25 protein-coding genes and 1 tRNA gene are annotated in these 23,370 nt (G+C 61.5%); 11 read left to right on the forward strand and 15 right to left on the reverse strand.

Features of this window, described 5'->3' with window-relative positions:
* Window positions 1-24 precede the first annotated feature (24 nt).
* The 6 genes from B5G06_RS00220 to B5G06_RS00245 all read right to left on the reverse strand — a co-directional run bounded on the left by B5G06_RS00220 (window position 25) and on the right by B5G06_RS00245 (window position 3,862).
* A complete protein-coding gene (locus B5G06_RS00220; protein WP_087187106.1) occupies window positions 25-465 on the reverse strand; it encodes a MarR family winged helix-turn-helix transcriptional regulator in 441 nt (146 codons plus the stop codon).
* A gap of 71 nt (window positions 466-536) precedes the next feature.
* Window positions 537-1,259: an RNA polymerase sporulation sigma factor SigE gene (gene sigE, locus B5G06_RS00225; protein ID WP_087187107.1), complete on the reverse strand. Its 723-nt coding sequence runs from the start codon at window positions 1,257-1,259 to the stop codon at window positions 537-539.
* Window positions 1,260-1,271: 12 nt separating this feature from the next.
* Window positions 1,272-2,120 (reverse strand): sigma-E processing peptidase SpoIIGA, encoded by an 849-nt coding sequence (locus B5G06_RS00230; RefSeq protein WP_087187108.1) that lies wholly within the window; start codon window positions 2,118-2,120, stop codon window positions 1,272-1,274.
* A gap of 142 nt (window positions 2,121-2,262) precedes the next feature.
* A complete protein-coding gene (locus B5G06_RS00235) occupies window positions 2,263-2,604 on the reverse strand; it encodes a DsrE family protein (RefSeq protein ID WP_087187109.1) in 342 nt (113 codons plus the stop codon).
* A gap of 2 nt (window positions 2,605-2,606) precedes the next feature.
* A complete protein-coding gene (gene hisC / locus B5G06_RS00240; protein WP_087187110.1) occupies window positions 2,607-3,671 on the reverse strand; it encodes a histidinol-phosphate transaminase in 1,065 nt (354 codons plus the stop codon).
* Window positions 3,668-3,862: a DUF951 domain-containing protein gene (locus B5G06_RS00245; protein WP_087187111.1), complete on the reverse strand. Its 195-nt coding sequence runs from the start codon at window positions 3,860-3,862 to the stop codon at window positions 3,668-3,670. Before B5G06_RS00245 ends, hisC begins: the two co-directional genes overlap by 4 nt.
* A gap of 135 nt (window positions 3,863-3,997) precedes the next feature.
* Here B5G06_RS00245 and B5G06_RS00250 point away from each other — a divergent pair, with 135 nt between their 5' ends.
* The 4 genes from B5G06_RS00250 (at window position 3,998) to B5G06_RS00265 (ending at window position 8,965) form a co-directional block, all read left to right on the forward strand.
* Window positions 3,998-4,942, forward strand: a complete 945-nt coding sequence (locus B5G06_RS00250; RefSeq protein ID WP_242955284.1) for a S1 RNA-binding domain-containing protein — start codon at window positions 3,998-4,000, stop codon at window positions 4,940-4,942.
* Window positions 4,943-5,089: 147 nt separating this feature from the next.
* Entirely contained in the window at window positions 5,090-5,788 is a 699-nt protein-coding gene (locus B5G06_RS00255) for a response regulator transcription factor (RefSeq protein ID WP_087187113.1), read from the forward strand.
* Complete coding sequence (locus B5G06_RS00260; RefSeq protein WP_087187114.1) at window positions 5,763-7,808, forward strand: sensor histidine kinase; 2,046 nt, start codon at window positions 5,763-5,765, stop codon at window positions 7,806-7,808. The genes B5G06_RS00255 and B5G06_RS00260 overlap by 26 nt, the downstream gene beginning before the upstream one ends.
* Complete coding sequence (locus B5G06_RS00265; protein WP_087187115.1) at window positions 7,805-8,965, forward strand: DUF4358 domain-containing protein; 1,161 nt, start codon at window positions 7,805-7,807, stop codon at window positions 8,963-8,965. Before B5G06_RS00260 ends, B5G06_RS00265 begins: the two co-directional genes overlap by 4 nt.
* Window positions 8,966-9,005: 40 nt before the next feature.
* Here B5G06_RS00265 and B5G06_RS00270 read toward each other — a convergent pair whose 3' ends face one another.
* Window positions 9,006-9,434, reverse strand: coding sequence for a PaaI family thioesterase (locus B5G06_RS00270; RefSeq protein WP_087187116.1), 429 nt, complete (start codon window positions 9,432-9,434; stop codon window positions 9,006-9,008).
* A 71-nt stretch (window positions 9,435-9,505) separates the two neighbouring features.
* A tRNA-Leu gene (locus B5G06_RS00275) sits at window positions 9,506-9,593 on the reverse strand.
* A 168-nt stretch (window positions 9,594-9,761) separates the two neighbouring features.
* On the opposite strand from B5G06_RS00275, the gene B5G06_RS00280 reads away from it, so the two are divergent.
* The 5 genes from B5G06_RS00280 to B5G06_RS00300 are packed head-to-tail and all read left to right on the forward strand — an operon-like array spanning window position 9,762 to window position 14,083.
* On the forward strand, window positions 9,762-10,085 hold the full coding sequence (locus B5G06_RS00280) for a PadR family transcriptional regulator (protein ID WP_087187117.1): 324 nt from the start codon (window positions 9,762-9,764) through the stop codon (window positions 10,083-10,085).
* On the forward strand, window positions 10,082-11,323 hold the full coding sequence (locus tag B5G06_RS00285; protein WP_087187118.1) for a DUF2812 domain-containing protein: 1,242 nt from the start codon (window positions 10,082-10,084) through the stop codon (window positions 11,321-11,323). Before B5G06_RS00280 ends, B5G06_RS00285 begins: the two co-directional genes overlap by 4 nt.
* On the forward strand, window positions 11,320-12,450 hold the full coding sequence (locus B5G06_RS00290) for a DUF2812 domain-containing protein (protein WP_087187119.1): 1,131 nt from the start codon (window positions 11,320-11,322) through the stop codon (window positions 12,448-12,450). Before B5G06_RS00285 ends, B5G06_RS00290 begins: the two co-directional genes overlap by 4 nt.
* Window positions 12,451-12,481: 31 nt before the next feature.
* Window positions 12,482-13,087, forward strand: coding sequence for an FMN-dependent NADH-azoreductase (locus tag B5G06_RS00295; protein WP_087187120.1), 606 nt, complete (start codon window positions 12,482-12,484; stop codon window positions 13,085-13,087).
* Window positions 13,088-14,083, forward strand: a complete 996-nt coding sequence (locus B5G06_RS00300; RefSeq protein WP_087187121.1) for an asparaginase — start codon at window positions 13,088-13,090, stop codon at window positions 14,081-14,083.
* Window positions 14,084-14,128: 45 nt separating this feature from the next.
* On the opposite strand, the gene B5G06_RS00305 is transcribed toward B5G06_RS00300, so the two are convergent.
* Together B5G06_RS00305 and B5G06_RS00310 are read right to left on the reverse strand one after the other, a co-directional pair.
* The gene (locus tag B5G06_RS00305; protein ID WP_087187122.1) at window positions 14,129-14,554 is read right to left on the reverse strand and encodes a flavodoxin; all 426 of its coding nucleotides are present in this window, start codon (window positions 14,552-14,554) and stop codon (window positions 14,129-14,131) included.
* Between the two features lie 28 nt (window positions 14,555-14,582).
* Window positions 14,583-15,146 (reverse strand): DUF3793 family protein, encoded by a 564-nt coding sequence (locus B5G06_RS00310; RefSeq protein ID WP_087187123.1) that lies wholly within the window; start codon window positions 15,144-15,146, stop codon window positions 14,583-14,585.
* A gap of 194 nt (window positions 15,147-15,340) precedes the next feature.
* On the opposite strand from B5G06_RS00310, the gene B5G06_RS00315 reads away from it, so the two are divergent.
* On the forward strand, window positions 15,341-16,294 hold the full coding sequence (locus tag B5G06_RS00315) for a tRNA dihydrouridine synthase (protein ID WP_242955292.1): 954 nt from the start codon (window positions 15,341-15,343) through the stop codon (window positions 16,292-16,294).
* Between the two features lie 5 nt (window positions 16,295-16,299).
* Window positions 16,300-17,373 (forward strand): pyrroline-5-carboxylate reductase, encoded by a 1,074-nt coding sequence (gene proC / locus B5G06_RS00320; protein ID WP_087187206.1) that lies wholly within the window; start codon window positions 16,300-16,302, stop codon window positions 17,371-17,373.
* Between the two features lie 57 nt (window positions 17,374-17,430).
* On the opposite strand, the gene B5G06_RS00325 is transcribed toward proC, so the two are convergent.
* The 5 genes from B5G06_RS00325 to truA form a co-directional block, all read right to left on the reverse strand.
* On the reverse strand, window positions 17,431-19,977 hold the full coding sequence (locus tag B5G06_RS00325) for an ATP-dependent Clp protease ATP-binding subunit (RefSeq protein ID WP_087187124.1): 2,547 nt from the start codon (window positions 19,975-19,977) through the stop codon (window positions 17,431-17,433).
* A gap of 90 nt (window positions 19,978-20,067) precedes the next feature.
* Window positions 20,068-20,607, reverse strand: a complete 540-nt coding sequence (locus tag B5G06_RS00330; protein ID WP_087187125.1) for a CDP-alcohol phosphatidyltransferase family protein — start codon at window positions 20,605-20,607, stop codon at window positions 20,068-20,070.
* 44 nt (window positions 20,608-20,651) lie between these two features.
* Complete coding sequence (locus tag B5G06_RS00335; protein WP_087187126.1) at window positions 20,652-21,359, reverse strand: CvpA family protein; 708 nt, start codon at window positions 21,357-21,359, stop codon at window positions 20,652-20,654.
* A gap of 15 nt (window positions 21,360-21,374) precedes the next feature.
* Complete coding sequence (locus B5G06_RS00340; protein WP_087187127.1) at window positions 21,375-22,604, reverse strand: DUF5711 family protein; 1,230 nt, start codon at window positions 22,602-22,604, stop codon at window positions 21,375-21,377.
* Window positions 22,604-23,353, reverse strand: coding sequence for a tRNA pseudouridine(38-40) synthase TruA (truA, locus tag B5G06_RS00345; protein WP_087187128.1), 750 nt, complete (start codon window positions 23,351-23,353; stop codon window positions 22,604-22,606). The genes B5G06_RS00340 and truA overlap by 1 nt, the downstream gene beginning before the upstream one ends.
* Window positions 23,354-23,370 lie beyond the last annotated feature (17 nt).

Below are 23,370 nucleotides of genomic sequence, written 5' to 3' on the forward strand. Positions count from 1 at the left end.
ATTCACTTTTTCTGACGGAAAGGGTCACTCCAGATCGATGTTGCTCAAGATCAGATCAATGGCCTCCCCCAGCATTTCCTTTTGCCGGGGCGTAAAATCCCGGCACAGCTCCTCCAGTACCTCCCTGTCCTGCTCCAAAATGGTCTCATGGATTCCTGCAGAGCGCTCGGTACAGGTAATTTTCTTATATCGCCGGTCCTTCTCACTGGGCACGCACCGGACCAGGCCCTTGCTCTCCAGCCGCTGGAGCATCTTGGTCATGGCCGGATGGGTCACGTGCTCGATGTGCTCCAGATCGTTTTGGTGGATCTCCTCTTTCCCGGCCGCCTCCAGGCGGCTCACCGATCCCAGCACCCGCAGCTGGGCCCAGGTCAGCCCCATGGCAGCTGCCTTCTCATCCATCCGCCTGCGAAATTCCCGGCTGATGACTGCGATCTTCAGGCCAAAGGGCATCCTTCCCGTCATACTTCCACCTCATCCAAATAAGTAACTAGTTACATATTATACCCCTTCCCGCGGTTTGTCAAGGCGGCCGGTCACATCAGCCGTAAAATCTCCCGCTTGAGCCGGGCGATAATCCGTTTTTCCAGCCGGGAAATGTAGGACTGTGAGATGCCCAGGCTGTCGGCCACCTCCTTCTGGGTACGCTCAGGCTTGCCGTCCAGCCCGAAGCGGAGGGTAATGATATGCCGCTCCCGTTCCTCCAGCCGCTCCAGAGCGTCGGAGAGCAGCTTGCGGTCCACATCCTCCTCGATGGGTTTCATCACCAGATCGCTGTCAGTGCCCAGAATGTCGGAGAGCAGCAGTTCGTTGCCGTCCCAGTCGGTATTTAGCGGCTCGTCAAAGGATACCTCGCTTTTCAGATTGGTGGTCTTGCGCAGATGCATCAAAATCTCATTTTCGATACATCGGGAGGCATAAGTAGCCAATTTGATGTTTTTGGCAGGCTGGTAAGTGTTGATGGCCTTGATAAGCCCGATGGTGCCGATAGAGATGAGGTCCTCAATACCTACCCCCGTATTTTCAAACCGGCGGGCGATATACACCACCAGCCGCAGGTTGCGCTCAATGAGCTGGGATTTCACCCCCTCGTCCCCCTCATCCAGGCGGCGGATGAGTTCCGCCTCCTCATCCCGGGACAGTGGGGGCGGCAGGGTGTCGCTCCCCCCGATGTACATGATTTTGCCCGGCAGCCTCAGCCCCAGCCGCGCCAGCAGCTTTTGTATGCGCCCATACCAGCGCGTCTTCCAGCTCTTCATAGCCATCCTCCTTTATGCTCCGATGAGGGCGCAGTAGCCGCCCCCGTCGGTGAGCCCGGTGGGCGACAGCGCCACCAGCAAAGGACCGTAGTCCTCCCCGCCCACCTTTACCTTGTCACTGCGGAGGGCCAGCAGCAGCCCGCACTCCACCCCCACCGCCTGATAGGGCAACAGCCGGCACCGCAGGCCTGCGTTGCTCAGCCGCTCCAGAGCTGCGGAAGGGTCGCGGAGCTCTGCCTGGCAGGGGGCGGTCCCCGGCGGAAACAGGGTCTTTACCTTCTCCCCCTCTGCCACCAATACCGGCCTGCCGGTGGCCGGGTCGGTAAGCGTGTTGCCCGTATCCACCAATGCGGTGAGGACCGCCCGCCGTCCCCCCAGTTCCACGACTGCCGGGGCCAGCTCCCGCCGGGAGCTGTGGCGGGCGGCACGCTGAAAGAGCAGGGTAACAAGCCCATAGCACCCCGCCGCCGACAGCAGCACCAACTTCAGGTCAAGGGGAGATGCCAACACCCCATTGGCCATGGTAAGGCTGCGGCTGCCCAGCAACTGAAGGGCAAAGATACCTCCGCCAAAGGCAGCGGACACCACAAAGAACACCAGGCACACCCGCAGCAGCCGTCGGCTGCCGCCGTAGCCGATCAGTACCGTCAGCACCCCTGCCCCCACTTTACACACGGGATGGACCAGAAAGCCCAGCCCCGGCAGGAACACCGCCCCGGCGTAAGTCGCCCCCAGGGCGGCCCCCAAAGCCAAACGCCCCCGGCGGAGTATCTCCCCCGCCATCCGTCCGGCGGCCAGCAGCAGCAGATAGTCCACCACAAAGTTCAGCAGAAACACCTGGTCCAGATAGACCACCCTCATGCCCCTCCCCCCTTCCAGCGTGCAGGCATTATTATACCTGCCTGTCTCCATAAAAAAGGTCAGATTGGGGACAGGGCGCAAAAATGGCCCGCCGCGGATTTACACTCCGCGGCGGGCCATTTTATGACAGGATTTGATGGAATCAGATGGTGAGCAGGGGCGCCCGGCTCTTGATAAGCTCGGTGAGGGGCGGACCCCAGGGGATCACCTCCAGGCCCATATCCCGCAGCTCCTGCTCCACTCCCAGCTCCCGGGCGCAGGTGACGCAGGCCGAGAAGGCCACCCCCTGCTCCATGGCCAGGGTGATGCGCTCCCGCACCGCCGGGTCATGGGCGGCCAGGGCCGCCGTGTCTCCCCAGATAATGACGGTCACCTTCTCCCACCAGCCCCGGACCAGGCTGTTGACAGCGTACATCAGCACCATCTTGTCAAAGACAGTAGGGTCGGCGTTGGTCCACAAAATATGCAGGTGATTCTCATCCATGGTCAGTTTCCCCCCACCAGTTCCGCCATAGCGGCGCACAGAGCCTGCATCTCCTGGTCAGTGCCTACGGTGATCCGCAGGTAGTTGCTGATGCGGGGCTTGTTCCACCAGCGCACCAGAATACCCCGCTCCCGCAGGCCGTCCAGCAGGGTCTTGGCGGGCACGTCCGGGTGGGAGACAAAGAGGAAGTTGGCGGCCGAGTCGGTGACCGCAAAGCCCAGCTGCTTCAGGTGGGCAGCGGTATACTCTCTGGTATTGCTGATCTTCATGGCGGTGGCCCGCAGGTAGTTCCGGTCCCGCAGGGCCCCCTCTGCCCCCGCCAGGGCCAGCCGGTCCAGGGTGTAGGAGTTGAAGGAGTTCTTGACGCAGTTGAGGGCGGCAATCAGCTCCTCATTGCCCATGGCGAATCCCACCCGCAGCCCGGCCAGGGACCGGGATTTGGACATGGTCTGCACCACCACCAGGTTGGGGTATCGGTCAATGAGCTCCACGGCGGAGTGGGCGCCGAAGTCCACATAGGCCTCGTCCACCACCACCACCGACTGGGGATTGGCCTCCAGCACCGCCCGGATGCCGCACAGGGACAGCTCCCGTCCAGTGGGGGCGTTGGGATTGGCAATCACTACGCCGCCGTTGGGCTCCAGGAAAGGCTCCAGAGGCAGAGCAAAATTCTCGTCCAGCGGCACCTCCCGGTAGGTCAGGCCGTACAGGTCGGCATAGACGGGATAAAAGCTGTATGTAATGTCCGCAAAGAGGATGGGCCGGTCCGGGTCAAAGAAGGCCTGAAAGCACAGGGCCAGCACCTCGTCCGAGCCGTTGCCCACAAAGACCTGCTCAGGCTTGAGGCCGTAGGTGGCCCCCAGCAGCTCCCGCAGGGTGGTACACTCCGGATCGGGATAGAGCCGCAGGGTGTCGCAGGCGGCCTCCCGGATGGCCGCCAGGGCCATGGGGGACGGAGGATAGGGGTTCTCGTTGGTGTTCAGCTTAATAAATTTCCGGTCCCGAGGCTGCTCCCCCGGTACATAGGGTGTCAGGGCTCTGGCCCGCGCGCTCCAATACTGGTTCATGTCTTGTCCTCCCCCGGCCGAATGATCTTCTTAATGCTTTTTTCCGCCTTGCTCCGGGGGATCATCAGCTCATGTCCGCATCCCGCGCAGCGCAGGCGGAAGTCCATTCCCACCCGCAGCACCTGCCACCGGCGGCTGCCGCAGGGGTGCTCCTTCTTCAGCTCCAGCACGTCGCCCACGTGGATGTCCATAGGTCCTCCCCCTTTTTGCTTCACTTTATCCGTGTAAAGAATATTATAAATTCCCGGTCCTCCTCTGTCAATTCAAGGTTCCCCATTGCATATCATTGTCTGGTAAGAAAAAAATCACCCCAACGCAGAAAGGATTTGGTCAGATTGACGAACCGTTTTCCACCCGAGGGGCGGCTGCTCCACACCCCGGAAAATCAGGCTGCCTGCGCCGACGCCCAAGGGCTCAGGCAGGCTATGGAGTCGGAGGCGGTGCTGGAGGGGACCGCCCTGCTGTGTACGCCGGAGCACGATCTCGTTGTGGCCGTAGGCCCCTATCGGGGGCTCATCCCCCGAACAGAGGCCGCCCTGGGCATTGCCGAGGGGGTCACCCGGGACATTGCCATCCTCTCCAGGGTTGGCAAGCCGGTTTGCTTTACAGTTACTTCTCTGGAGGAATCCGGAGGGGAGCCCCGCCCCCTGCTCTCCCGGCGGCGGGCCCAGCAGAAGGCGCTGTCCTACCTGCTGGAGCACTGGAAGTCCGGTCAGGTCATTTCCGCCCGGGTCACCCATCTGGAGCCCTTTGGCGCCTTTGTGGACATAGGCTGCGGGGTACCCTCCCTCATTGGGGTGGAAAATATTTCGGTGTCCCGCATCCCCCACCCCGCCGTCCGGTTCCGGGTGGGGCAGGACATTCTGGCGGCGGTGCTGGACCTGGACCCGGCCCTGGGCCGGATCTACCTGACCCACAAGGAGCTGCTGGGCACCTGGGCAGAGAACGCCGCCCCCTTCCAGCCGGGCATGACGGTGCCTGGGGTGGTGCGTGGGGTCAAGGACTATGGCGTGTTCGTGGAACTGACCCCCAACCTGTCCGGACTGGCGGAGCAGGACTGCCGCCTCACCGAGGGCGCTCGGGTGTCGGTGTACATCAAGGCCATCCTGCCCGCGCGGATGAAGATCAAGCTGCTGGCCATTGAGCCCCTGCCTCCATTGGGAGACCCCCAGCCTCTCCACTACTTCATCCGGGAAGGGCGGCTGGACCACTGGAAATACGCACCCCCCGGCTGCGTGAAGGTGGGCGCAGAGACCATCTTTGCCGACTGAGCAAGCCCCCGGACAGCTTTTGCTGTCCGGGGGCTTCTGTTATTGCCCATCCCTCCTTGGGTATGATAAAATCGTAAGAAATACGAAAGGTTTCCTCCCCGACTTTGAAAGAAACCTCTGCTATGCTGTACCCATGGAGGGATCAATATGAATGAAGCCATTCTTGTGGTGGACGACGACGCTGAAATCGTCCGCGCCATCGCGATTTTGCTGGAAAAAGAGGGCTACCGGGTGCTGAAGGCCTACAACGGCCTCCAGGCCCTGGATCTGGCTATGGACCCGTCTCTGCGGCTCATCCTGATGGACGTGATGATGCCCAAGCTGGACGGGCTGTCTGCCGTGCTCAAGATCCGGGAGCAGCGCAACCTGCCCATTCTCATCCTCAGCGCCAAGGGGGAGGATACCGACAAGATCCTGGGTCTGTCCATGGGGGCGGACGACTATATCGCCAAGCCCTTCCACCCCCAGGAGCTGGTGGCCCGGGTACGCAGCCACCTGCGGCGGTACACCCAACTGGGAGACGTGAACGCTCCCAGCCAGAAGGCGGAACTGGTCACCGGGCGGCTGTGCTATCTGCCCGACCAAAAGACGCTGCTGGCTGACGGTGCGCCGGTGCGGCTCACCGCCACTGAGCTGAAGATCGTGGACTTGCTGATGCGCAATCTGGGCCGGGTGTTCCCCGCCGAGGAAATCTACCGCCGGGTGTGGAACGAGGAGCCCTATTCCGCAGAAAACACGGTGATGGTACATATTCGCCGCATTCGGGAAAAAATCGAGCTCAATCCCAAAGAACCGGAGTATTTAAAGGTGGTGTGGGGCATTGGATACAAAATCGAGAAGCATTAAGCCCGCCCTGGCCTTTTGGGCCCTGTTTTTCGGCGTCAATCTGCTCATACTGGCCCTGGCCGCCGGCTATTCAGCAGTCCACACCCTGGGCTGGCACGGCATCAGCGACGCTTTCCAGTCCGATTATCAGAATACCGCCGACTTTCGGCGCACCATCTCACAGTGGTTTTACAGCTTTGCCGACCCGGACTGGCAGGAACATTACCAGTTGAGCGATCAAAATCTGCTCTACAAGGTAACCAAAGACGGTCAGACGGTGACCACCAACGCCGACGGCCTCTCCCCCGACGCTTTGCCGGAGGGATACAACTTCCTGCTCTATTTTAACGGGGAGACCGTCACCATTCAAAAGGACGGCCAGGAAATAGACATTTACGGCGACGGCTACTATCGGGGGGAAGATCAGTGGAACCTGCCCGGCTACCACAATATACCGGTCCCCCAGTCCTACGCCGGGCTCACCATCACTATGGCTGTAGCCAAAGAACCGGTGGCCTATATTGCGGACACCGCTGCTCTGACCGGTGATGTCATAACCGACAGCGGCCTCTACTCCACAATGGATTATGCCGCCCGCCTGCAGTTTCCCCTGATCCTGTTCGTGGTGGTCCCGCTGGCGGTGGGAGCTGTGCTGCTGCTCTGGTCCATCCTGTGGCACAAACACAAGGTGCGGGCAGACCAGGCCATTGCATGGTTCACCGGGAAGATCTGGCTGGAGGTCAAGCTGGTGCTGCTCATTCCCTTTTTTCTGGCCTGCATCGCCGCCTTTTTCTGTCTGGTGAGCCTGTATACCGCTCATTATTACACCATCTGGTTCTATCTGTCGGTACCGGTGGCCCTATGGTGGGCCTACCTCTATCTCAACGACCTGCGATACAACTTCGGCCACATCACCGCCAACAGCCTGTGCGCCCTTCTGGCCCGGCTGTACCGGGGCGGGGAGCTGTCCTGGCCCGCCGGACAGCGGATGATGCGCCGCTCTGCCCTACAGTTCCTGGCGGCTGTGCCCTTTATTCTGGGCTGTATCGTGGTCTTTTTTCTTCTGTTCGGCCCCACCATGTCCCGCCTCCCTATTTTCTTTCTCCTGTTGCTGCTGGCCCTGGCAGGGCTCTTCCTCATCGCCGCCCAGTTGTGGCTTATGAGCCAGAACCGCCGCACCGCCGCCGACGTGGATACCCTGCTCTCCCGCATCCAGGCTGCTGGGACTGGTCAAGCCTCAGCCGCACCTCTGCCCCAAGACTCTGACCTGCGGGCTGCGGTGGAGGGGCTGGACCAGATGGAGGTACGGTTGAAAGACGCCCTGTCTGAGCAGATGAAGAGTGAAAAGCTGAAGCTGGAGCTCATCACCAACGTGTCCCACGATCTCAAGACCCCCCTCACCTCCATGGTGAGCTACACCGAGCTGCTGCGGCAGGAGGAGGACCTGCCTGACCATGTTCGGGACTATATTTTGGTGCTCTATCAAAAGACCCTGCGGCTCCAGGCTATGGTGCAGGATGTGTTTGACGTGAGCAAGGCGGCCACCGGCAACCTGCCGGTCACCATACGGCCCCTGGACTTCGCCAAGCTGCTCCGCCAGACTCTGGCCGACCTGGACGAGGACATCCAGGCCTCCGGCCTTGCGCTCCGCTCCAATCTGCCCGATGGACCGGTGTGGATTATGGCTGACGGGGACCGGCTGTACCGGGTGTTCCAGAACCTTATTGGCAATGCCCTGAAATATGCTCTGGACGGCTCCCGGATCTACCTCACCCTCTCCGTGGAGGGGGACAGGGCCGCCGCTGTCATTCAGAACACCTCCCGGGAGGAGCTTCCCTACGGCGTGGACTTCACCGAGCGCTTTGTCCGGGGGGACCAGAGCCGCACCGATGGGGGCAGCGGCCTGGGCTTGTCCATTGCCCGTACCTTTACCGAGGCCTGCGGCGGTTCCTTCTCCATCCGCACTCAGGCCGATCTGTTCACCGCGTCAGTAACCTTCCCCCTGACCCAGACCAGACCCCAACCGGAGGTGTCACCATGAAACGAGTGACTTTGCTTCTGCTGTCACTTCTGCTGCTGGCGGGCTGCGCCCCCAAGGAACCCACCACAGACGCCTCCGCCATCGATCTGGGAGGCGTGGTGGCAGAGTCCCAGCCGGAGGAATTCTCCAATGGCCTGACGCCCCTCTCCAGCGAACTTGACCCAGAGGGGCTGGAGGCCTATCTGACGGCGGCCTACGGCCTGGACCGGGAGGACTGGGTGGACGCCGTAGCAGCCTACTCTGAAGGGCTCCAGGCCTATGAGCTGGCGGTGATCCAGCTGGCTGACGGCGTGGATGCCGGATCGGCGGAGGAGCTGCTGCTGGCCTATCTGGAAGGCCGCCAGGCCGACTTTACAGGCTACGCCCCCGACCAGGCTGCCCTGGTGGAGGACGCTCTGCTGCTCCGGCAGGGACGCTGGCTTCTGCTGGCCATCTGCCCCGATCCCGAGGCCGCCAAGGATGCCTTCCTGATCCGCTTTGACGGCGATACCACCCAGACAGCGGCCCGCCCCTATACGGTGGAGCGGGACAGCCGGGGCTATGTGGTCTTTGATCCTCCCAATGAGGAGGAGATGCCCCTCTACGACACCGCCCCTGTGGTGGAGGCCTACCGCACTGGGGATACCTCCGCCCTGTCCGAAGAGGACGCCGCCATTCTGGAGATATGCCGGCAGGTGCTGGAGGCGGAGATTGACAACGATATGTCCCCGGCGGAGCAGGAACTGGCGGTCCACGACTGGATCATTGACCACGCCGCCTATGACGAGACCCATTCCTCCCCCAACCGCAGCCATCCCTACGGCCTGCTGGTGGAGGGACAGGCCATCTGCATGGGGTACGCCAACACGTTCCAGCTGTTTATGGACCTGCTGGATATCCCCTGCGTCACGGTGATCGGGGCCTCCAGCGACTCCCGGCAGGACCACGCCTGGAACCTGGTACAGCTGGATGGGGACTGGTACGCAGTGGACACCACCTGGGACGATCCTCTGGGCGGTTTTGTGGATGTACCCGCCGCCAATGAGTCTGGGCACCACACTTACTTTAATGTGACCAGCGATTTTCTCCGGCAGACCGACCACCAGTGGGACTACGACGCCGTCCAGGAGGCGGAGGGTACTTGCTGGACCTGGCGGCACCTCACCCGGAGACGCTGAAACGCAAAAAATGGCTGCCGGCGGCAGCCATTTTTTGCGCTCAGACAGGATTTTTCCCGGCCCCGGGGGCGGCCCCCACGGTATAGCCGTTGACGGTGAGGTAGGCCACCTTGGCCCCCAGATCGTCAGTCACCTCCACGGCATAGAGGCAAGTGGTACGGCCGGCCTTCAGGCATCTGGCTTCAGCGATCAGGGTGCTCCCCCGGGCGGCGGAGAGAAAGCTGACCGACACCTGCTGGGTAACGGTGATACGGTCACTGAATCCGTTGGCAGCCACCGCAAAGGCAAAGTCGGCCAAGGTGAACACCGCGCCTCCCATAGGGGCGGAGTTGGCGTTCAGGTGAACCGGCCGGATGGGCATCACGCACACCGCCCGTCCGGGCCCGGCCTCCCGGATGGCAGCGCCGGCGGCCTCGGTGGCAAAACGGTCCCCTGCAAAGCGGCTCCGGATCTCATTCAGCTCAGGCATAGATCAATCTCCTTTCCTGCGACATCATCAGAGTAAAAACAAAAGGACATCCTTTCGGATGTCCTTTCATCTGGTGCGCGAGGCGGGACTTGAACCCGCACGTGCGTAATGCACACTAGAACCTGAATCTAGCGAGTCTGCCAATTCCACCACTCGCGCATTTGGCGTTGCGCTGTCGTTCAGCGCGAGATATATATTACCACGTCGAATCCAGGTTGTCAACACTCTTTTTCACTTTTTTTAAATTTCTTTTTATATCGATATTCGCTATTGACTTTGTATCGAATATCGCTATACAATGAAGCTGACAAAGGGGGGTGGTTACCATTGGCACGCAAGAAGCTGGAGACGCTGACGGAGCAGATGTTCTATGTATTGCTGGTCCTGCGGCAGGAGCGCCACGGCTACGGTATCATGCAGTCCATCACCGCCCTCACCAATGGCCGGGTGAACGTGGGAGCCGGTACCCTGTACGCCCTGCTGGAGCGATTTGAAAAGGATGGTTTGATCCTGCTCACCCGGACGGAACTCAACCGGAAATACTATCAGCTTACCCCTCAGGGAGACAAGGTGCTTCAGGACGAGTACCAGCGCATCCGCCAGCAGGCGGCGGATATGGAACAGGTATTGCGTGAGGAGGAAACGACATGAAGCGGAAATGGACGCTCTTTGCCTATCCTGTCATGGACATCAAGGCGGCGGAGGCTATGCTCAACCGCCGGGCTGAAGAAGGCTGGCGGCTGGAAAAGCTGTGGCTCAACTTGCTGGCCCGCTTTGTTCCGGCGGAGAAGCCGGTGACCTACAGTCTGGACTGGTACGACCCCGCTCGGGAGGATGGGCCGGACTACCTCCGCCTGCTGGCCGACGCCGGGTGGTATCAGGCGGCCCAGACCGGCTACTGGAACATCTATGAGGCCCCGGCGGGCACACCTCCCATCCAGACAGACGGTGAACTGGAGTACCGGCGGTTCCGGAAAAAATCCCTTCACCGTATGATGTTCGGCTGGGCGGTCTGCCTGATCTGTTTTCTGCTGCTGCCCCTGTTGGGCGTGGCCACCAACTGGACAGGTACAGGGACGGCCCTGCTCTTCTGGGTATGGATTCTTACCAGGTACAACACTGCGGCGCTGGTCTTTCTGTGTCTGCCCCTCCTGTTGGCCGGAGGACTGCTGTGGTCCGGACGGCTGCTGCTGCGGCTGATCCAGTGGCGGCAGGCGGCAAGTGCAGGCCTCCCCTTCCCCACGCCAGGACCTAAAAGCGCCATGGCGGCCCGCCTGCTGGTGGTGCTGGGCTGCCTGCTGATCCCCCTTTTCCTCCTGGCTCTGCTGCTGGATGTGAATGCCGGAGTATACTCCCGTGCATGTATGGTAGGCAGTATCATCGGCGCTTTCCTCTACGGCTTGCTCAAACAGGACCCAGCCTACCGCCGGGCCCGGCGGGGCAACTGGATCATGGCCGGGGGCGCGGCGGTGATGCTGGTGGTCAGTCTGCTGCCCCTGTCTCCCCTGACTACCCGGCTCCAGGTGGCCCCTCCCCTGGCAGGACAGCAGCTCCTCCCAACCGCGGAGGCCGCCCTCCGGGAGGACAGCGCTACCTTCCTGGCCGCTCATACTCAATGGACCGAGTGGTGGTCGCCGGATGGGGCAGATTACACGCTTACGCTGGAGGGCCAGGGCTGGGTGCTGCCCTGGAACTGGCTGGCCGACGGTATGCAGAACGCGCTGACAGAACAGAATATGGCCCCTCTCCCCGGCTATGATGGCGTGTGGACCGACGGGGACAGCTACGTGCTCCGACGGGGTAATACGATCCTGTGGGCGGAGAGCGGACCACCCGCCAGTCAGTGGCTGGATCAGGTACTTATTCATTTGGAGGCTTCCACGGCATGAAACAGGGGAAAGAAACTTGTACCCGCTGGTTCCGCTACACTGTTGAGGACGCCAAAGCCGCTCAGGCGGAGCTGGACCAGCTGGCAGACAACGGCTGGGATCTGGCGGAGCTGGGCATTTTCACCGCCGCCTTCCACCGCTCAGAGCAGCCCCGCCGCTGCTGGGTGGAGCCCGCCCGGTGGAAGAGCAACAGCCGGAAGGACGAACAGTCCCGGGCGGATTATCTGGCCCTGTGTAATGAGGCAGGCTGGGATCTGTTGGATGAGGCAGGCGGTCTGTTCTATTTCCAGGCCAAACCCGGTACCCATCCCGCCCCCATTCAGACCGACGGCAGCATGGAATGGGAAGAGGTTTTAAAAAAGAGCCTTCGGAATCAGGCCAATACCTTTTTTTACTTGGTGATCTATTGGTCGGTCTATGGGGCAATCAACCTGTTCCGGGATCAGCCCCGGGTGTGGGAGATGTTTTTCTCCAACGGGGCTATGTTAGCTCAGCTGCTTCTGTTGGCATGGGCCGCCCTGGTACTGTATCTGGGGCTGCGTGTGGTCCGCTACCGGAGGAAATGCCGCCGGGCAGTGGAACATAACGCTCCCATACCGATTCCCAGCCGGAGCACTGCCCGATTCCGGGGCGCTGCACCCCTGTGCTATGCGCTCATAGCCTTGGGCATCGGGATCAGCCTTTTCATAAGTATCTCCGACAGCCATACAACCTTTGAAGGAGGCAGCACCCTGACCACTGGAGACTCCGTGTTCGGACAGACAGCAGAGTATCGCCGGTTCTCAGAGAAAGATGGGGATCTGTGGGTGGAATCCTATGACTGCCGCACAAGCTGGTTGGCCGGTATCATCTGTGACGATCTGCGGGCCATCGAGGGCGACCAGGGCCGCCTGGACCGCTATTTCCACCTGCACGACCCTGCAGCGCTGACCCAGGCGGAACTGGGCTACGACCAGGCCTGGACCTACCACTGGGACGAAGGCAACGGCCTGATCTTCCGGCAGGGGGACCGGGTGGTCCACATCGAGGCGGAAAAACTGAACCTTACGGATAACAATACAGTATCCTCCTTGCTGGGGGAATTGGACCGGTCCGCTTGCGCCCTTCTGGAATCTGTGATAGCATAGACAGGAAAACAGACGCAGGAGCGTGAACACCATGGAACAACTTCTTTTTATCAACGCCTGTGTACGGGGTGAGCGGTCCCGCACGTTGAAGCTTGCCCGCCGGTTCCTGGAAAACTGGCAGAGGAACCACTCCGACGGTGTCATCACCCAGGTGGATCTATGCAAAGACCGGCCGGTGCCTCAGTATCCCGAGGTGCTGGCCCAGCGGGACGAACTGTGGAACGCCGGCAAACTGGACGACCCCATGTTCGACCTGGCCCGGCAGTTTGCCGCCGCCGACCGGATCGTGGTGGCCGCTCCCTTCTGGGATCTCTCCTTCCCCGCCATCCTGAAGATCTATCTGGAGCGGATCTCGGTGACGAACATCACCTTCGGCTACGATGAGCAGGGCAACAACGTGGGCCTGTGCAAGGCGGACAAGCTGCTGCTCATCACCACCCGGGGTGGCAACTTCTCTCTGCCTGAAACGACATGGATGGAGATGGGCGCCCGGCAGCTGGAGGCTCTGTGCGCCATGTACGGCATCCCCTCCTTCCAGTGTCTGGCCGCCGAGGGACTGGACGACATCCGCAACGACAAAAAGGCCATTCTGGCCGAGGCCATGGGTCGGGCGGACGCCATGGCGGAGGTGTTTTAAGTGAAGAGCCGCATTCTCCTGCTTACCACCGGCGGCACCATCGCCTCCCTGCCCACCGACGACGGCCTGGCCCCCGGTCTGGACGGAGAGGATCTGGCAGAACTACTCCCCCGGGGCGTTACCGACTCCTACGACATCACCATCCGGGACATCCTCCATCTGGACTCCTCCAACATCCAACCCGAGGAGTGGCAGACCATCGCCCGCCACGTCTTTGAGCAGCGGGGCGCCTATGACGGTATCGTCATCACCCACGGCACCGACACTATGGCCTACACCGCCTCCATCCTGTCCTTCATGCTCCGGGGCATCTCCATCCCGGTGGTACTCACCGGGGCTCAGCTGCCCATGACCCACCCTCTCAGCGACGGCATGGAGAACCTGCGGACCGCTCTGGCTATGGCAGCCTCCGGTGTGGCTGGTGTATTCCTGGCCTTCGACCGGAAGGTGATTTTGGGCTGCCGGGCGGTCAAGACCCGCACCACCGACTTTGACGCCTTTGAGAGCGTCAACTGGCCCCTGGCCGCCTCGGTGGATGGCAAAGGCCTTCAGATCCACCGGGAGGCCATCCCCACCACCGCGGGGGCCTGTACCCTGCGGGACAGGCTGTGCGACAAGGTGTTTCTCATCAAGCTCACCCCCGGCCTGGACCCGGAGATCTTCGATATGCTCCTCCAGATGCACTACCGGGGCATCGTCATCGAGGCCTTCGGCGCCGGCGGGCTCCACTTCGTCCGCCGGGACCTGATCTCCAAGCTCCAGACCGCAGCCCAGGCGGGCATGACGGTGGTGGTATGCAGCCAGTGCCTGTACGAGCCCAGCGACTTCTCAGTCTACGAGGTGGGCCAGAAGGTACTGGCCCAGGGGGTCATCCAGGGCCGGGACATGACCACCGAGGCGGCGGTCACCAAGCTCATGTGGGTGCTGGGCCAGACCGACGATCCCGAGATCATCCGGGACTACATGGAGCGTTCCCTGGCGGGAGAAATGGCATAAGACAGCAAACGGGCGTACCGTACAAGGCGGCACGCCCGTTTTTTCTTAACTAACCAGAGCCTTGCCCAGGTCCCGGCAGGCGTCGGCGGCATCGGCGTCAGGGGCCTCGTGGGCAATCACCGGCTGGTCGGCCAGCTTGCAGCCCAGACCCTCGCACTCCTCTGCCCAGGTACGCATCCATTCGCCGTCTCCCCAGCCGTAGGAGCCGAAGAGGCCGATGGTCTTGCCCCCCAGGCTGCCCTTGACAGCGTCAAACATGGGCTGGAACTCCCCTTCCTCCAGCTGCTCGGCCCCCATAGAGGGACAGCCGAAGGCGATGGCATCGTAGCCGCTCACCAGATCGGGAGTAAAGAGGGCGGGCGGCAGCAGGTCGGCCTGACCGCCGGCAGCCACGATGCCCTCCTCCACCAGCTTGGCCATGGCCTCGGTGTTGCCGGTGCCGCTCCAATAAACCACTGCAATCTTGCTCATCTGAACCATCCTTTCTGAATCATCTTACTTATGCCGCCACGGTCAGCTGTCTCAGGGTGGCCCCCGCCGCAAACCGGCGGCGGTAGACATTGGTACACTCCTTGAACCGGCGGAACTGCCGTTGGGCCTCCCTAGGATCGCCGTAGCACTTCCAGCAGCCGCAGAGGGTAAAGTTCTTCCCCTTGTGGCGGATGAAGCCCTTCACGTCGGAGAGCGGATAGCCCAGGAACACCCCGATTTCATGGGGGAACTCCCCCTCCAGGCACAAACGGGCGGCCAGCTGACGCAGGCAGCCCCGGCTCTCCGTCCAGGGTTCATACCCCATCTCCCGGAGAAAGTCCCGGTGATCCGGTTGATCCAGCAGCCCCGTCAGGGCCTCCTTCCGGTAGAGATAGACCAGATAGGCCCCTGTCCTCCGGCAGCCCTTCAGCAGGGTGAGCACCAGTCCCCGCTCCTCCAGCTCCCGGCGGCAGGCAAGAAATTCCCCGGCAAAGTCTCCCCCCTCCTCCGGCTGGTACCGAAACAGGCTGGCGGGCTTCAGCCCCGCCAGGGTGGGAGAGCTATGCTCAACAAGGGCGGCTTGCAGGGACATCATTGGTGCTCCTTTCGAGGTTAGTATACGCTAACCAAATCGTTTTATTTTTGGTTAGCTATAGCTAACCATGTCATAAAAATACCATACTTCCCCTCCCCTGTCAACCCCTTTTTTGCGTTTCCCTCCGCTTGACGGCGGCGGCCCGTCCTGCTACAATTTTCTTTAGCATGACAAAAGGAGCGAGTTGTTTGATGGTATCCCTCGCCCCCATGGAGGGGCTGACCACAGTTTACTACCGGCAGGCCCTGGCCCGCTGGTTCGGCGGGGTGGACCGGTACTTCACTCCCTTTCTGACTCCCACTCAGGACCACCGCTTCACCAAACGGGAATTGCGGGAGATCCTGCCGGAGCACAACGGCGGCCTTCCCACTGTGCCTCAGCTGCTCACCCGAAACGCAGAGGACTTTCTCTGGGCGGCGGGAGAACTGGCCGCCATGGGCTACCGGGAGGTCAACCTGAACTTGGGCTGTCCCTCAGGCACGGTGGTGGCCAAGGGCAAGGGCTCCGGCTTTCTGGCCCATCCGGCGGAACTGGATGCCTTTCTGGAGGAGATTTTTTCAAAGGCCCCCTGTGCCCTCTCCATCAAGACCCGGATCGGCCTGAAGGATCCGGAGGAATTTGCCGCTCTGCTGGCCATCTACCGAAAATATCCTCTGGCGGAGCTGATCGTCCACCCTCGGGTACGGACGGATATGTATAAAAATACCCCCAGATGGGATTGCTTCGGGGCGGCGCTGGAGAACTCCCCCTTCCCGGTATGCTACAACGGGGACATCTACACCCCCGACGATGCCGCCAGGCTCCAGGCCGCCTTCCCGGCGGCAGAGCGGCTCATGCTGGGCCGGGGGCTGGCCGGAGACCCTGCCCTGGCCCGCCGCCTCAAGGGCGGTTCCGCCGCCAGCAAGATGGAACTGGCCGGGTTTGTGGACCAGGTGTATGAGAGCTATGCGGAAGCCTTCGGCAGCCGCCGCAACGCCATGCTGCGGATGAAGGAGGTCTGGTTCTACCTGATCCGCCTGTTTCTGGAAGGGGACAAGCTGTCCAAGGCCATCAAGAAGGCCCGGGACCCGCTGGACTACGAGTCTGCGGTACGCTCCGTCTTTTCGGACCTGGAGCTCTCCCCCGTCCTCCGGCCCAACTGGTGATGGCCATGGAATACTGGGTCTACATCCTCCGGTGTGCCGACGGCAGCCTGTACACCGGCACCGCCGCCGACGTAAACAAGCGGGTGGCGGTCCACAACTCCGGCAGAGGGGCCAAATACACCCGCTCCCGCCTGCCGGTGGAGGTGGTCTACCGGGAGGCCTGTCCTGACAAGGGGGTGGCTCTCCGGCGGGAATACGCCATCAAGCAGCTGCGCCGGCAGGACAAGCTGGCGCTTATCGCAAATTATCAAAGAAAGCTGGGATCTTTTATGAAAAAAGCGGCATTTATCGGCGCAGGCAACATGGGCGGCGCCCTCATTCAGGCGGCCTGCCAGGCCATTGGCCCGGACCAGGTGGTCATTACCGACCACGCCTACGCCAAGGCAGAGGAACTGGCCGGAAAGCTGGGCTGCACCGCGGTTCAGGACAACGGGGACGCCCTTCGGCAGGCCGAGTATGTCTTTCTGTGCGTCAAGCCCCAGGTGATGGAGGGGGTTGTGAAAGCCCTGATCCCCGCCCTGCGGGAGAGGCCGGACACCGTACTGGTGACCATTGCCGCCGGTATTCAGATCACCACCCTGCGGGACTGGCTGGGAGACTGCTCCCCCACCATCCTGCGGATCATGCCCAACACCCCCGCCTCCATCGGTATGGGGATGCTGGCCCTCACCGGCGAGCTGAATGCTAAGGAGGAACACTATCAGGCCGTGGAGGCCATTCTGGCCAAGGCGGGCCGGGTGGAACGGCTGACCGAGGGCCAGATCGACGCCTTTTCCGCCGTGGCGGGCTGCGGCCCCGCCTTCGTCTATCCCTTCATTGAGGCTCTGGCCGACGGCGCGGTGAAGGTTGGTCTGCCCCGGCAGCAGGCCATGGTATACGCCGCCCAGATGGTGCTGGGCTCCGCCGCTATGGTGCTGGAGAGCGGCAAGCACCCCGGCCAGCTGAAGGATGAGGTGTGCTCCCCCGGCGGCTCTACCATCGCCGGTGTGGCCGCCCTGGAGGCCCGGGCCTTCCGCTCTGCCGCCATTGAGGCGGTGGAGGCCGCCTACCATAAGACGGTGGATCTGGGAAAAGTGTAATAACCCCACAAACAGAAAACCAGGGTGTGCCGTAGGGCACACCCTGGTTTTTTACGCTTATTCCGCTGTGATAACCGCCTTCTCCCCGTCCGACGTGGCGTGGATGGCGGAGATGGGATGGAGATAGCTGTCGATGAGCTTGGTGGCGATGTCGTCCTCCAGGTCCTTCTGGATCTGGCGGCGCAGGTTGCGGGCGCCGTAGGTCTGGGAGTAGGACTTGCGGACCAGGTGGTCCAGCAGAGCGTCGTCCCAGGTGAAGGCGATGCCCTTTTCCTTCAAGGTATCACGCAGCTCGCCCAGCATGATGGCGGCAATGGCCTTGAAGTTGTCCTCGGTGAGCTTGTTGAAGTAGACAATCTCGTCCACACGGTTGATGAACTCAGGCCGCAGGAAGGACTCCAGAGCCTTCATGGCCCGCTCCCTCCCCTGCTCGTCGGCGGTGCGGCCGAAGCCCACGCTGCCGGCGGAGGTGCGGGCGTCGCTGCCCGCATTGGAGGTCATGACAATAACGGTGTTCTCGAAGTTCACGTTGCGGCCCTGGGCGTCGGTAATGTGTCCGTCGTCCAGGATCTGCAGCAGAATATTAAGCACATCGGGGTGGGCTTTCTCGATCTCGTCAAAGAGAATGACGCAATAGGGCTTGCGGCGCACCTTCTCGGTGAGCTGGCCGGCTTCGTCATAGCCCACATAGCCCGGAGGGGAGCCGATGATGCGGGAAACAGCGAATTTCTCCATAAACTCCGACATATCCAACCGGATGAGGGACTCGGGAGAGTGGAACATATCCATGGCCAGCCGCTTGACCAGCTCGGTCTTGCCCACGCCGGTAGAGCCCACAAAGATGAAGGACACCGGCTTGCGCTTGGAGGCGATGCCCACCCGACCCCGGCGAACGGCGGCGGCCACAGCGTGGACCGCCTCGTCCTGGCCGATGAGGTGCTCTTTCAGCCGGTCCTCCAGCTTGGCCAGGCGCTCGTACTCGGCCTCCTGGATCTGGCTGGCAGGGATCTTGGTCCACAGCTCAATGACCCGGGCCAGGTGCTCCACCGTCAGGGGCGGGGCGCTCTGGGCATCCAGCTTGCTCAGCTCGTCCTGGAGCTGGATCTCCCGGCTCTTGATCGAGGCCAGCCGCTCGTAGTCCTTGCTGCTGCCCTGGTCTGCCATCAGCTTCTCCCGCTCGGCGGCCAGGTTGTCCAGTTCCTTGCGGAAATTGGCCTGACGGCGTTCGTTGGCCCCCAGGGCCTCGGTGGTGGCGGGGTTGCCCATGAGGGAGTCGTGCTCGGCGGTAAGCTTGTTCAGCTCCCGGCGGATCTCGCCCTGACGGCTCTCGTTGTTCTTGAGGGCGGTCTGGCGCTTGTAGTCCCGGTCGTTGGCCTCCACCATCAGGTTCTCCCGCTCCTGACCCAGCTGCTCCAGTTCCTTCTTCACCTCCACCTCACGGGCCAGAGCCTTGTTGTGGAGGTTCACGTCGGAGCAGGCCTCGTCGATGAGGTCGATGGCCTTGTCAGGCAGGAACCGGTCGGTGATATACCGCTCGCTCATGGTCACCGCCAGGCGGCACATCTCGGGAGAGATGGAGACAAAGTGGTACTTTTCATAGTAGGGGGCGATGCCCTTGATGATCTTAATGCTGTCCTCAATGGAGGGCTCCTCCACCATCACCGGCTGGAACCGCCGCTCCAGTGCGGAGTCCTTCTCGATGTACTTGCGGTACTCGGTGAGGGTGGTGGCGCCGATGACCTGGATCTCCCCCCGGCTGAGGGCGGGCTTGAGGATATTGGCGGCGTTCATAGACCCCTCGGCGTCGCCGGCGCCCACAATGTTGTGGACCTCGTCAATCACCAGAATGATGTTGCCCAGCTTCTTGATCTCCTCAATGAGGCCCTTCATGCGGCTCTCAAACTGGCCCCGGAACTGGGTACCTGCCACCAGGGCGGTGAGGTCCAGCAGGTAGACCTCCTTGTCCAGCAGCTTATAGGGTACGTCCCTCGCCCAGATTTTCTGGGCCAGGCCCTCGGCAATGGCAGTCTTGCCCACGCCGGGCTCACCGATGAGGCAGGGATTGTTCTTCTGCCGGCGGTTGAGGATCTGAATGGTGCGCTGGATCTCCTCGTCCCGGCCGATGATCTTGTCCAACTTGCCCTCAGCGGCCTTCTGGGTCAGAGAGATACAGTAGTTCTCCAAAAACTTCCGCTTGGGGGGCTTATCGCCCTTCTTATCCTTGTCGGTGCGCTGGTCCCGGCTGTTGTCCCGCTCAGGGGGTTGATTCTGGGGAGTCTGGGCCCCGCCGCCGAACAGCTTATTCAGGAAGGGGAATGTGGCGGTCTTGCCCTCGTCCTCCTCGTCCTGGTCGCCGTCGTCGCTGGGCACCAGGCCTTCCATGCCCTCGGCTCCCCCGAAGGCGGACATCATCTCGTTGGTCAGTCCCTCCAGGTCCTCGTCGGTGATGCCCATCTTCTGCATCATATCTTCCACGGGCTTGATGCCCATTTCCTTGGCGCACTTGAGGCACAGCCCCTCACTCTTGGTGGTGCCGCCCTCCATCTTCTGAATGAAGATGACGGCTACATTCTTATGACATCTGGAACAAAGTGTGGGTTGCATATATGTTCAGCTCCTTTGACGGGGACGGCCCCGTACGGACCCTCTCCCCGGAGAGATGATTCTAATCCGAAATTATGAACTGGGTATGAATCATGCCGGCTTTCTTTCCCGCATCATGCGGCAATATTGATAAATATACCCTGCCAGCGCCAGCAGCGTCAGTGCCAGAGCTCCGCCGATCATGGCGGTGCGCCCCACTCTGGGGATGGCGGGGAACAGCATCAGGGCCACACACACCACAAAGAACACGCCGGTAGACAGCTTGCCCAGCCAGTTGGAGGGGATCACATCCCCCAGGCGGCGGTACATGAGATAACCGCCGATGGCCATGCACAGCTCCTTGCAGAAGAACACGATCACTGCCCACAGGGGGATAATGCCATCCACTGTAATACAAATAATAACCGTAAAGGTCATCCACTTGTCAGCCGCAGGATCCAGAATGCGGCCCAGCTTGCTGACCTGATTGAAGTGGCGTGCGATCCAGCCGTCGGCAATATCGGTGAGGAAGGCCACCAGATAGATGAGGGCCGCCCAGGTATGGGCGTCCGGCATGGGCTGGAAAAACGCCACCGCAAACACCGGCACCAGAAACAGCCGGAACAGGGACAGAATATTGGGGACTGTCATGTCGATTCACCTGAATTTCTCTCTTTTTCTCAGATCGCTGCCGGTTACACGCCGGAAAGCAGGCTCATAGGATTGGTAGTCATGAAGAATTTCAGCAGTACCGTGTGCTCCACCGTCTCCGCCGGGATCAGATTACCCATAAACTGGATGGCCCAGGCGGCGATAAACAGGATCAGGCAGCCCTGAAGCAGGCCAAACACGCCGCCCAGAGTCTTATTGAGGAAGTGGAGCACCGGCAGGCGGGCCACCAAATCCAAAGCCCGGCTTACAAGCTTCCACAGAATGAGAATAACCACAAAACCTACCAGGAACAGGATGAGATAGGCCACTGACTGGGCGATGGCCGCCGCCACCTTGGCTGCGGCACTGGCGGCTACCTCGGTCATACCGTTCTCTACCGCCTGGTTGACGCTGTTGATCAGGGGCTCATAGAAACCCATGTCCCGCAGGGCGTTGAGCACGTCCTGAAGAGGCAGGGTATCCGGTGTGGGAGCCTCCTCCCCTGTCTGGCCGTTCTCCTCCAGGCTGGCCTGGATCTGCTGGTCCAGCTGCTCCTCAATGGCGGCAGCAAACTTGGGCTCCAGGGCGTCTGCCACCATGGGAGACAGGGTACGGGCCAGCACGCCGGCGCCGCCAAAGGCGATGAGCACGCCCACCAGGCCGCACAGGGACAAAACCAGTCCCCGCTTGATACCCAGCAGCACAAAGGCCGCCAGGATGGCCACAACGATCAGTTCAAATACGATTGCCATAGGGTTCCTCCGTGATTACTGGGGCAAATAGACCCGTGCGGTGTCGTTGCCGATGAGCAGCACACTGCCGTCGGAGCGCTGGAGCACCTTGCGTGCGCTCTGGGTCTCTTCCAGGGAATGATAGACCGACAGATCCTGGTCATAGATGTTCAGCTGATCGGCGGTCAGCAGACTGATATACCGCCCGGCCGCCGAGATGGACAGCACCTGCTCGTCCAGAGCCATGGTGGCCCGGGCCTCGCCCTGGGTGTCCACCACCACCAGCTCAGCGGTGCTGCCTGCCCGGTACTTGCCCAGCAGCAGAACGGCGGTACCGTCTCCTGCCAGGGAAAAGCCCTTCAGATAGCGGTCGGAATAGGAATAGCTGCCCGTCAGGGCGGCGGAATCGTCCAGATGATAGATCTCATCCTCACCCAGGGCCCAGATTCCGCTGTCGTCCCAGGTCATGTCCAGGATCACCTGGCCGCCCACCGTGCAGGTGGTCTGGGGAGAGGCATCGGAAGCGGCGCCGGCGGTGGGATAGAGCTCCACCTGACTGGTGAAGGTGCCGTCGGTGAGGCCCATGGTGAGCACCGCCACCGTACTGTTGTCCGGCGACAGGGCGGCATCCATGATAAAGCGGCTGGACAGGCTCACCTGCATCTGGGGCTGGAACTGGCTGTCGTACACCGTGACCACGCCCTTATAACCGCTCTCCTGGGTCACCGTCACCATCCAGCCCTTCCCGTTTACATCGGCGGAGAGCACCTCTTCGTCCTCCGCCAGCTCCAGGGTAAAGGCCTCCTCCCGGTTCCGGCAGGCCAACAGAGTCTGGCCGCCGGCATCGTAGGCCAGAGCGGTGGACCCGGCGGCTACCGCAACCGGGTTCTCCATGGTGACCGTGCGGTCCACATACACCTGACCGCTGGCTGAATAGAGCCGCACACCGGTGGTGGAACACACCAGCAGATCGCCGTCCAGGCTGGCAAAGGTGCTGCTGCTGTCCCCGTCAAATGGGAAAGATTCAGCCTGTCCGCTGTCTCCCCGCTCCAGATCCCGGTAGGCAAACCACCGCTTGATGGAGTCAAAATTCAATTTATCATAGTTGACGATGAGGAAGATGGCGCCCAGTACCATGACCACGGTCAGCAGAAAGGCCAGCAGCCGCAGCACTGGATTGGGCCGCTTCTCCTTCTTGCGGGAGGGATTGGCGTCCTTGTCCTCGTTCAGTCTATGCGCCTTCTTGGAAATTATGTGGCGAGGCATTACAACACATCCTCATGGTACCATAGCTTTGTCATGTACAGGCCGCCGGCGGGCACCGTGGGGCCTGCGGCGGTGCGGTTCCTGCCCTCCAGGATAGCGGGCACGTCATCGGGAGAGAACTTGCCCTCGGCGGCATAGACGCAGGTGCCCACCATGGCCCGCACCATGTTGTACAGGAAACCGTCGGCACACACCTTGCATTCGATCATCAGACCGCTGCGGGTGATATTGAAGTAGTGGACCGTCCGCACGGTGGTGCGGGTCTCGGTACCTACGCTGCGGACAGCGGCAAAGTCATGGGTACCCACAAAGTGGGAGGCCGCCCGCTGCATAATCCCCTCGTCCAGGTGCTTGGGATAAAACCAGGCCCGGTCTACATAGAAGGCGTTGCGGATGTGGGAGTTGTAGATGCGGTAGGTGTACTCCTTTTTCAGACAGGAGCCGATGGCGTTGAATTCCTCCGGCACCTCGGTGGCCTTCACCACTACGATGTCATCGGGCAGCCGGGTATTCACCGCCAGGGGCAGCCGGTCGCAGGGGATGCGGGAGGTGGTGCGGAAGTTGGCCACATAGGTCTCGGCGTGGACCCCGGCGTCGGTACGGCCTGCGCCGGTACACTTCACCGGATGGCCTACCACCGTGGCCAGGGCCTTTTCCAGAGTTTCAGCCACGGTAACGGCGTTCTTCTGGACCTGCCAGCCGTGGTAGGCCGTGCCCACATACATCAATCTTAACGCAATATTTCTCATAAGTCCTTCAGTAAACC

The organism is Flavonifractor sp. An52 (assembly GCF_002159385.1).
Taxonomy (GTDB): Bacteria; Bacillota; Clostridia; order Oscillospirales; family Oscillospiraceae; genus Flavonifractor; species Flavonifractor avicola.

Bases quoted from the DNA above. Each gene is read 5' to 3' on its own strand.
- B5G06_RS00220 (WP_087187106.1), bottom strand. From the start codon at position 465: ATGACGGGAAGGATGCCCTTTGGCCTGAAGATCGCAGTCATCAGCCGG.
- sigE (WP_087187107.1), bottom strand. From the start codon at position 1,259: ATGAAGAGCTGGAAGACGCGCTGGTATGGGCGCATACAAAAGCTGCTG.
- B5G06_RS00230 (WP_087187108.1), bottom strand. From the start codon at position 2,120: ATGAGGGTGGTCTATCTGGACCAGGTGTTTCTGCTGAACTTTGTGGTG.
- B5G06_RS00235 (WP_087187109.1), bottom strand. From the start codon at position 2,604: ATGGATGAGAATCACCTGCATATTTTGTGGACCAACGCCGACCCTACT.
- hisC (WP_087187110.1), bottom strand. From the start codon at position 3,671: ATGAACCAGTATTGGAGCGCGCGGGCCAGAGCCCTGACACCCTATGTA.
- B5G06_RS00245 (WP_087187111.1), bottom strand. From the start codon at position 3,862: ATGGACATCCACGTGGGCGACGTGCTGGAGCTGAAGAAGGAGCACCCC.
- B5G06_RS00255 (WP_087187113.1), top strand. From the start codon at position 5,090: ATGAATGAAGCCATTCTTGTGGTGGACGACGACGCTGAAATCGTCCGC.
- B5G06_RS00265 (WP_087187115.1), top strand. From the start codon at position 7,805: ATGAAACGAGTGACTTTGCTTCTGCTGTCACTTCTGCTGCTGGCGGGC.
- B5G06_RS00270 (WP_087187116.1), bottom strand. From the start codon at position 9,434: ATGCCTGAGCTGAATGAGATCCGGAGCCGCTTTGCAGGGGACCGTTTT.
- B5G06_RS00285 (WP_087187118.1), top strand. From the start codon at position 10,082: ATGAAGCGGAAATGGACGCTCTTTGCCTATCCTGTCATGGACATCAAG.
- B5G06_RS00290 (WP_087187119.1), top strand. From the start codon at position 11,320: ATGAAACAGGGGAAAGAAACTTGTACCCGCTGGTTCCGCTACACTGTT.
- B5G06_RS00295 (WP_087187120.1), top strand. From the start codon at position 12,482: ATGGAACAACTTCTTTTTATCAACGCCTGTGTACGGGGTGAGCGGTCC.
- B5G06_RS00305 (WP_087187122.1), bottom strand. From the start codon at position 14,554: ATGAGCAAGATTGCAGTGGTTTATTGGAGCGGCACCGGCAACACCGAG.
- B5G06_RS00310 (WP_087187123.1), bottom strand. From the start codon at position 15,146: ATGTCCCTGCAAGCCGCCCTTGTTGAGCATAGCTCTCCCACCCTGGCG.
- B5G06_RS00315 (WP_242955292.1), top strand. From the start codon at position 15,341: ATGGTATCCCTCGCCCCCATGGAGGGGCTGACCACAGTTTACTACCGG.
- proC (WP_087187206.1), top strand. From the start codon at position 16,300: ATGGAATACTGGGTCTACATCCTCCGGTGTGCCGACGGCAGCCTGTAC.
- B5G06_RS00325 (WP_087187124.1), bottom strand. From the start codon at position 19,977: ATGCAACCCACACTTTGTTCCAGATGTCATAAGAATGTAGCCGTCATC.
- B5G06_RS00330 (WP_087187125.1), bottom strand. From the start codon at position 20,607: ATGACAGTCCCCAATATTCTGTCCCTGTTCCGGCTGTTTCTGGTGCCG.
- B5G06_RS00335 (WP_087187126.1), bottom strand. From the start codon at position 21,359: ATGGCAATCGTATTTGAACTGATCGTTGTGGCCATCCTGGCGGCCTTT.
- B5G06_RS00340 (WP_087187127.1), bottom strand. From the start codon at position 22,604: ATGCCTCGCCACATAATTTCCAAGAAGGCGCATAGACTGAACGAGGAC.
- truA (WP_087187128.1), bottom strand. From the start codon at position 23,353: ATGAGAAATATTGCGTTAAGATTGATGTATGTGGGCACGGCCTACCAC.